Raw genomic sequence first — 6,787 nt, forward strand, 5'->3', positions numbered from 1 at the left:
TCGGGTGATGTTCCTGGGCGTAACTCAAAGTAAAGACGTGCTTCACCGTTCGCAAAAACCACATCCCCTAGATAGCTTAATTTATCTAAGGCGTTTAAGAATTCAGGGTTAAAGGTTAAGCCCTGTGCATTGGTGGTATCGGGTACCCAGTGCGTACCTTCTTTATGTAAAACACCGTTAAGGTGAGTTTCAAGAAAGCGTTGGATACGACCATTATCAGGGCGTAGATATTGCGCCATTAACGGTAATGAGATTTCACTTTGCGTATTTTTGAGTGGATAGCGACCACCAAACGCCCTATTCCAGTCATTAACAACGGCATTTCGCCATTGAGTGTTGATACCTTGCGACGTAGGCGCTAATAACTGTTGCCATGCTTGAGACATGGGCTGTACAAGCAGTGTTTGTCCAAAGCCGTTCCACTCTTGCCCAAAGCTTGCCGCGATTAAGCTACCATAATCTTGCGTTTCTGATAAATCGACAGTTTTCCCTTCAAAAACACTTCGAGCCAAGGCTTGAGACATGGCTTGTGGATCAGGGGCATTAACCACTTGTTGCAGTTTTAAACGAACTCGGGTTACACGAGTGAGATAGGCTTGTAAGCTTAAAGTATCACTATTTTGTGCTGAAGATAGAGGATCAGTAAAAGCCAGTATTGGTGCAAACACAGGCTCTAGAGGGCCTGTGAATTCGGCTTTTTGACTAATCACCGGTTGTTGCTCTTTGTTTAATAAATCTTTGGCGGAATTCACAAAAGAGTCCGCTAGCTTTTCTTGCTGACGACCGGTTTTGCCTTGATAAGAAAGCGTATTCATCAGCGCGATAATGGGGGATTGTCTGACATCGCTCATTAAGGTGAGTTGATCAATGGTATCGGAGAGACTTTGTGTTTCTCGCCACTGCAAACCATTGAGAAAGCTTAACCAACTGCCTGAAAAATCATTAAAATAGCGTTCTGTTAGGTTTTGCTGCAGTTTTTCAGGTGAGATATCAATATCGGTCTCTTTTTGTGTGTCACTTAACACCCAATCTATTTCTTCTCGTCTTTCATGTACGGCTTTTTTAATCGCAGGCTCAATAGACTCTTCCCATGCTTTACGGGTAAAAATACCGGGTACGGTTTCAGTGGTACTGAGTAAGAAGCTGACATCCGTATCACCTGTCATATCATCTAAGCTCATATCCGCAAAGTTATGCTGTGCTTGTTGTAAGATTTTTTGGTAAAGCGCAGATTCACCATTACGTTGACCAATTTGGCGAATAAGAATAGTGCGACTGCCTGACACTAAAGTACGGTCAGGTTTAATGCGCCATTCGTCATGATAAGGTAATTGAGAGGCATAAAAGGTCAATAGCTCTGTCCCTAATGTTTGCCATTCCCCCTCTTTTAATCCGTTATAGTCAGGCCAAATACGTAATGCATTTTCGGTGAAGAAAGCCGGATCAATACGGGACGGATCACTCATCATCAAATAGGCTTTTAAGGCTTGATAAGCGGATTGAGCGCCTTCAGTTCGTTCTGCACTTTCAGGCGGGAACTGCATAAACGCATGAAGATAATTTTCAAGGTGTTGTTGGGTTGGATCACGTAATAACGGTAATATGGATTGGCTATAAACCGGCCATAGATGGCTCAGCAATGCGTGATTACGGCTTAAGCCAAATCGTAGCCAAAATGGAACAGAAGTTTTCTCTCGATAGCTTAATAAACCGAGTGTTTGTTGTAAGCCATATTGTGCCTGTAGGCGGGCAAATTCAGATTGATGATTGTCTGTCGCTAACTGCGCTTGTTGTTGGCTTTGGGTAATTAATTGGCGATTCATAAAGTAAGAAACCACCATGCCAACGCCCCAGAGTGTCATGGCAGTGGCAACGGTATATTGCAAAATACGTTTTGAGTTTAGCCCTAAAGGTGATGCCTTTAGTTGAGGGGGAAGGTGTGAATTTGCCGTGAGAAGTGCTTTCCAATGGGGATTGGATGTCCATTGATTATTTTGTGATGAAGTTGCAGACACGTTATTGTCAACAGATGTACTAAAGAGCACACCAGCAAACGGTAACGAGCGATAACCTGATAAAAGCGGTGCCAAATTATTGGCGAGTTTGTCACATCCTTCATGCTGTAAAAAGCGGGCTAAAGCAAGTAAATAGGTGTGTGTTTGGTTGTGTAAGACCGCTTGTGTGCCTTGTTCCACTAGTGCCGGTAAAAGCGTTTTTAAGTCGTTAGAAAGCGTTTCAGAGGTGGCTTTTAAGGGGGCTGAATAGAGTATTGCGGGTGTTTCTTCAGATGTTATATCACCGGTGTTGCTGACATTCCAAAGCCAAATGGGAGCTTGCCAGCGTAATTGACGAAAGAGCTGGTGGAAATAACGGCTTGCCATATCGGTATTGGTAGGCGTTAAGTGATTAAATAAAGAATGGCCCAGCGGTTGTTGCGATAAGTTATTTTCTGACACCCAAATAACCGCATCGAGCGGACGACGTCGGCGCAGTTGTTTTAAATCTTGAATTAAATTTTCATCAATATTTTGATGGATATCGCCCCCATAGATAAGCAACGTGCCATTGTTTTCTTGCCAGATATCTGTTGTTAGATTGGGAGTGAGTTTTTCGATAAAAGTCGAAGTGCCGATGAGGAGTTGGATTGATAATTTTGACTTGTAAGTAAATGAGTAATTTTCTTTTATATATTTATTCCAATCATTTACTCTGTCATTTTTTTTATTTATCTTATTTTCTTTATCATTATCTTCAATATCCATAATTATATTGGGTTTAAAGTAACGAGAAAGGAAAAAAAGTACAATTAAAGAGACAATAACTGAACCAATCATCAAGTACGATTGAGTTGCTGTTATGGATATTTTATTGAAAATAATAAATAAGAACACAATTGTAGCTAATGAAATTATTGAAATAATGACAAAGAGTGAAAGATAGCGTGTTATTTTTGATTTCATTATAAATTCCATTTTTTGTTAAGTGTTTTTAAAAAATGAATTTTCCAGTGAAAATTAATATAAATTTTTTTAATTACACTAATTATTATGATAGTAAAAAGAAAGGAGGTTGATGTAATTATTATTCTTTCACTGTTAAATTCGACATGGTCAATTATATTCTTAAAAATGACTGAAGTAAGAGCAAAAAAACTAACCAGAAGTGTACCTAGTGGAAATGATGTTTTTGGTATGTTCAAGTAATGATTGTCAATGTGTGATTTTTGAATGCCTATTGTTTGGCAGTAATAGCTTTCATCTGATTTATAAAATAAAAGCTGACTAGTATCTTTAAATTTTGATAAGTAAATGAGAGCCAATAAATGATATATAGATAATTCTTTATAATCATATATATATTCATTAAAAAAGTAACCTTGAGTGTAGGTTTCTAAGGATAATTGATAACTATTTTCGCTTCTTAATTTCAATGTAATATTGTTTGAATTTTCTTTTTCAATATCAATGTAATTAACTTGTTTTATATCTTTATTAGGTTGTTGATTGATTAATGACATTATTTTAATGTTTTCATCTATATTTTTCATTTTAAATGGCATTGGTTGAAAAAGTTTTAAAAATTCTTTTTCTTTACTAGATGATAGTATAATTAAACTTGAAAATTCACTTTCCTCATTAGTGTTTAATGCATAATAATTTATTGAGAAAATAAGTGTGATTAATTTTTTATTTCTAATTACATTAAATTGATTGTTATAATTTGGTTTGACTTGAAAACTGATTTCATAATTACTTAGGTAGCCATTTAGAAAAGATTTTATTTTATCTTTTATAAAATCACTCTGTTTAAATAAACTATTTATTATAACAAAATACTTTTCTTTTTTACTGATCTCTATATCTTTAATGCTATTTGTTAAAGATTTTACAATGTAAAAAAGTCTTTCTTCGCCAACAATATCTTCTCTTTCTAAACCTATTAACCTACTGCTTGGCTCTGTTTTTTCAAATAAATTTTCGTTATTGAAGTCAGAAATGGTTGTTAAGTTATGAGATATTATATTCGAATAAATTAAATATAATTTATCTTGTTTTGATTTAATCCATTTAGTCAATAAATCTGCTTGCCAAAAGCACCAGTAAATATATAGTGTTTTTTTTATCTCCCAAAATAAGACATAGATAGACACTAAAAATAATGAAAAAATAAAAATTATTGAAAATAATATAAATCCATCATTACTTATCATATAGGTTTTAAAATCAATTTTTAACGAAAACTTTAAAATTAAGAAATAAACTGTATTTATAAATATTATAAAACTACTTAAAGTTAATAATGGAAATGGTTTATTTTTCCAAGGTGGCGGATTGTGAGGAGGTGTCCAATATTTCATTTATATTTCCATATCATTACAACTTGAATAAACAATAGCTCCACATTGTGTTTTACAACCATCAAACACAATACCTTTACCGTTTTCATTATAATGTGAACTACTTTCAATGATTTGATTATCCCCATGTAAAGGGCATGAAACAACATCATAAAGAAGAGCAGCTTTTTTTCCATTAATAATAAGAGTGGAACTCGATGATATCACGTGCCCTCCATGGGAGGTTGGATCACCTAATCGAATGATATTTTTCATTTTATTTTCTCTAAATAAATTATTAAATTTTTGATAAATCAATCGGGATTGGATATTTCTTCTGGCATTTTAGGAAGATCTAATTTTCCTGTTTTTACATATTCATCACCACCATTACTTAACCAGTCTGCTTGGCGACGTAATTCAGCCATCATTTCAGGATTATTAGCTTGGGAACAATGCCCAATAGGTAAATCAAAGGCTAAGACTCGATGTAGTAAATGAACATTTAGAGGTAAAGTACCGTGATCATTAGGGCGACAAATATAATCTCTTATGCGTATTCTCATTTCATCCATGGTTTCATATCTTTTTGATACATTTTTCTCATTGGGTGTAGCTAGAGGATCTTTCTTTAATTTATTTTTTTCTTTATCTTCTAAAGTCCATTTATTTTGATCAGTAGAGCTATATTCTGGATTAATTATTGCATTTTTTAATTGATGATAACTTTCGCCCGCTATATTTTTTAAAGGTATTTTATAGTCATCCCATTTATCATCATCTGAGCGATATCCCCAATGAAATCGAATAATTGGGGAATTGCCTATTTTTTTTAAAATTCGAATAGGCTCTTCATAAGTATAATGGCTATCGTCAATATTGTTTTCATCTAATAAAAAAGAGGTTGATAATACTCGTTAGCCGTTAGTTCATAAGGTGTGTTGATTAAGTTTAATCTTTCGTTTAATCCATTACATATATTTTCTTCCGCAGTGGAATACCATTCTCCTTCTGAATGAACACCATGAACAAGAATAATGATCCCAGGTAAATTAGGTTTTACATGTATTTCACCACCAATATTTGTTGCATTAGTACAGGATTGCCAATAGTAAGAACCATCAAGACGCATTTTTTCTTTTAACCAACGAGTAGTCTCTTTATTATCACTATTATTCATAAAATCTTCCTTTATTTTGATATAGGATAAATAGCTGGATCACTACAATCAAAACGAGTTTGTCCGGAGGGTGTTTTGAGCCCTTTAGGCGGATTTTTTTCTTCTCCCCAATTATCATGAACATAATTTAATTTAGTCGATGAAAAATAAAATACACGCCACCAAGGGGAATCAAGTTCATCATTTTGTTGTCTATAAGAAGACTTACCTAAATAGAAGCCATCTGATGTGACAATAATATCAAAATTAGCAGAGTAATATTCAGGATCATAAGTTGTAATACCAAAACCGGCATTTGTAGGAGCAAATTTTTTTCCTCCATTTAATGTGACTAAAATAATATTGATGCATCCATATTTTGTTCCAACGCATTGACTATATCGGCTACTCAGTACGGAAGGAAAAGCGAAAGCATCGTCTCTATCAGTTGGCCAAATTAATCGACCTTTATAGCGGCAGGCTGACGAATCCAGAATTTTTTGATGAATACCTTTTTGTGTATTGTTGTAGTAAGTCATTCCTTCTCGTTTCTGGTTATATTGTTCTAGTGTAAAAAAACGATGTTCATCAATACGATAAATAATACTAGGTGGTGCCAGATTTTGAGCTTCTTCAAGAATTGAATGTAGATGAACTAAATCATCTTCTAGCATTTTTATAGTGGCTTTTTCTTTTAATGATAAACAGCCAGAAAGTAAGGTGGTGCTAATAATAAAAATAAAAGGTAATTTAAATAATTTAACGAACATGGCTTATCCTTATTAATTATTATGCTGTTTTATTTTACCGTTATTTTTGTGTAGCTTAATTAATGTACGTTTGTTTTTTAATACATGTAGGCTGTTTTTTTGGCTCATTTTTTACCTTTTATTTTTTTAATGAATAATAACAATATAAAAAAGAAACTCTATTTTTTAATTTTATAATCTCGCCCATAGTCACCTAACTTTGACATCGGGGAAATAGAGGGATCACTGCAATCAAATTGAGTTTGTCCTGATGGAGTTTTTATTTCATAAGGAGGGGCTTCTAACGCATAAGGCTTTGATATTCTATTTTTTATATTCTCATTTGTATCATAAGAGTATTTTTCCCAATATAAGTCACTTAATGATTCTTTTTGAGGAGGGGGTGCATAGCCTTTTCCAATATAAAAGTGATTATCTGTTACCACAAGGGTGAAATATCCAGTTTCTTCCACTGGGTTGAGTGTTTTATTGCCCAGAGGCATAACTACTGGTATGAATTTCCCTTTAAAGTACTGTAAAATT

The 6,787-nt window shown here is 34.0% G+C and carries 7 protein-coding genes and 1 pseudogene; all 8 read right to left on the minus strand.

The window, feature by feature from the left end:
• Positions 1-2,960: ImcF-related family protein (locus JEP40_RS18765; protein WP_198624781.1), on the minus strand; the 2,960-nt coding region annotated here is incomplete at its 3' end.
• Positions 2,960-4,357, minus strand: a complete 1,398-nt coding sequence (locus tag JEP40_RS18770) for a hypothetical protein (RefSeq protein ID WP_198624782.1) — start codon at positions 4,355-4,357, stop codon at positions 2,960-2,962. The genes JEP40_RS18770 and JEP40_RS18765, both read right to left, overlap by 1 nt.
• Positions 4,358-4,612, minus strand: a complete 255-nt coding sequence (locus tag JEP40_RS18775; RefSeq protein ID WP_198624783.1) for a PAAR domain-containing protein — start codon at positions 4,610-4,612, stop codon at positions 4,358-4,360.
• Between the two features lie 38 nt (positions 4,613-4,650).
• Positions 4,651-4,911: a hypothetical protein gene (locus tag JEP40_RS19305; RefSeq protein ID WP_420094346.1), complete on the minus strand. Its 261-nt coding sequence runs from the start codon at positions 4,909-4,911 to the stop codon at positions 4,651-4,653.
• A gap of 144 nt (positions 4,912-5,055) precedes the next feature.
• Positions 5,056-5,214: pseudogene (locus JEP40_RS19310) on the minus strand (T6SS effector phospholipase Tle3 domain-containing protein); the annotation flags it as partial.
• 11 nt (positions 5,215-5,225) lie between these two features.
• Positions 5,226-5,516, minus strand: a complete 291-nt coding sequence (locus JEP40_RS18785; protein ID WP_198624784.1) for a hypothetical protein — start codon at positions 5,514-5,516, stop codon at positions 5,226-5,228.
• 11 nt (positions 5,517-5,527) lie between these two features.
• The gene (locus JEP40_RS18790; protein WP_198624785.1) at positions 5,528-6,265 is read right to left on the minus strand and encodes a T6SS immunity protein Tli3 family protein; all 738 of its coding nucleotides are present in this window, start codon (positions 6,263-6,265) and stop codon (positions 5,528-5,530) included.
• A 158-nt stretch (positions 6,266-6,423) separates the two neighbouring features.
• The coding region (locus JEP40_RS18795; RefSeq protein ID WP_198624786.1) for a hypothetical protein at positions 6,424-6,787 on the minus strand (364 nt) is incomplete at its 5' end.

Origin of the sequence: Proteus vulgaris, from assembly GCF_016239305.1 — a bacterium.
GTDB lineage: Bacteria > Pseudomonadota > Gammaproteobacteria > Enterobacterales > Enterobacteriaceae > Proteus > Proteus vulgaris_C.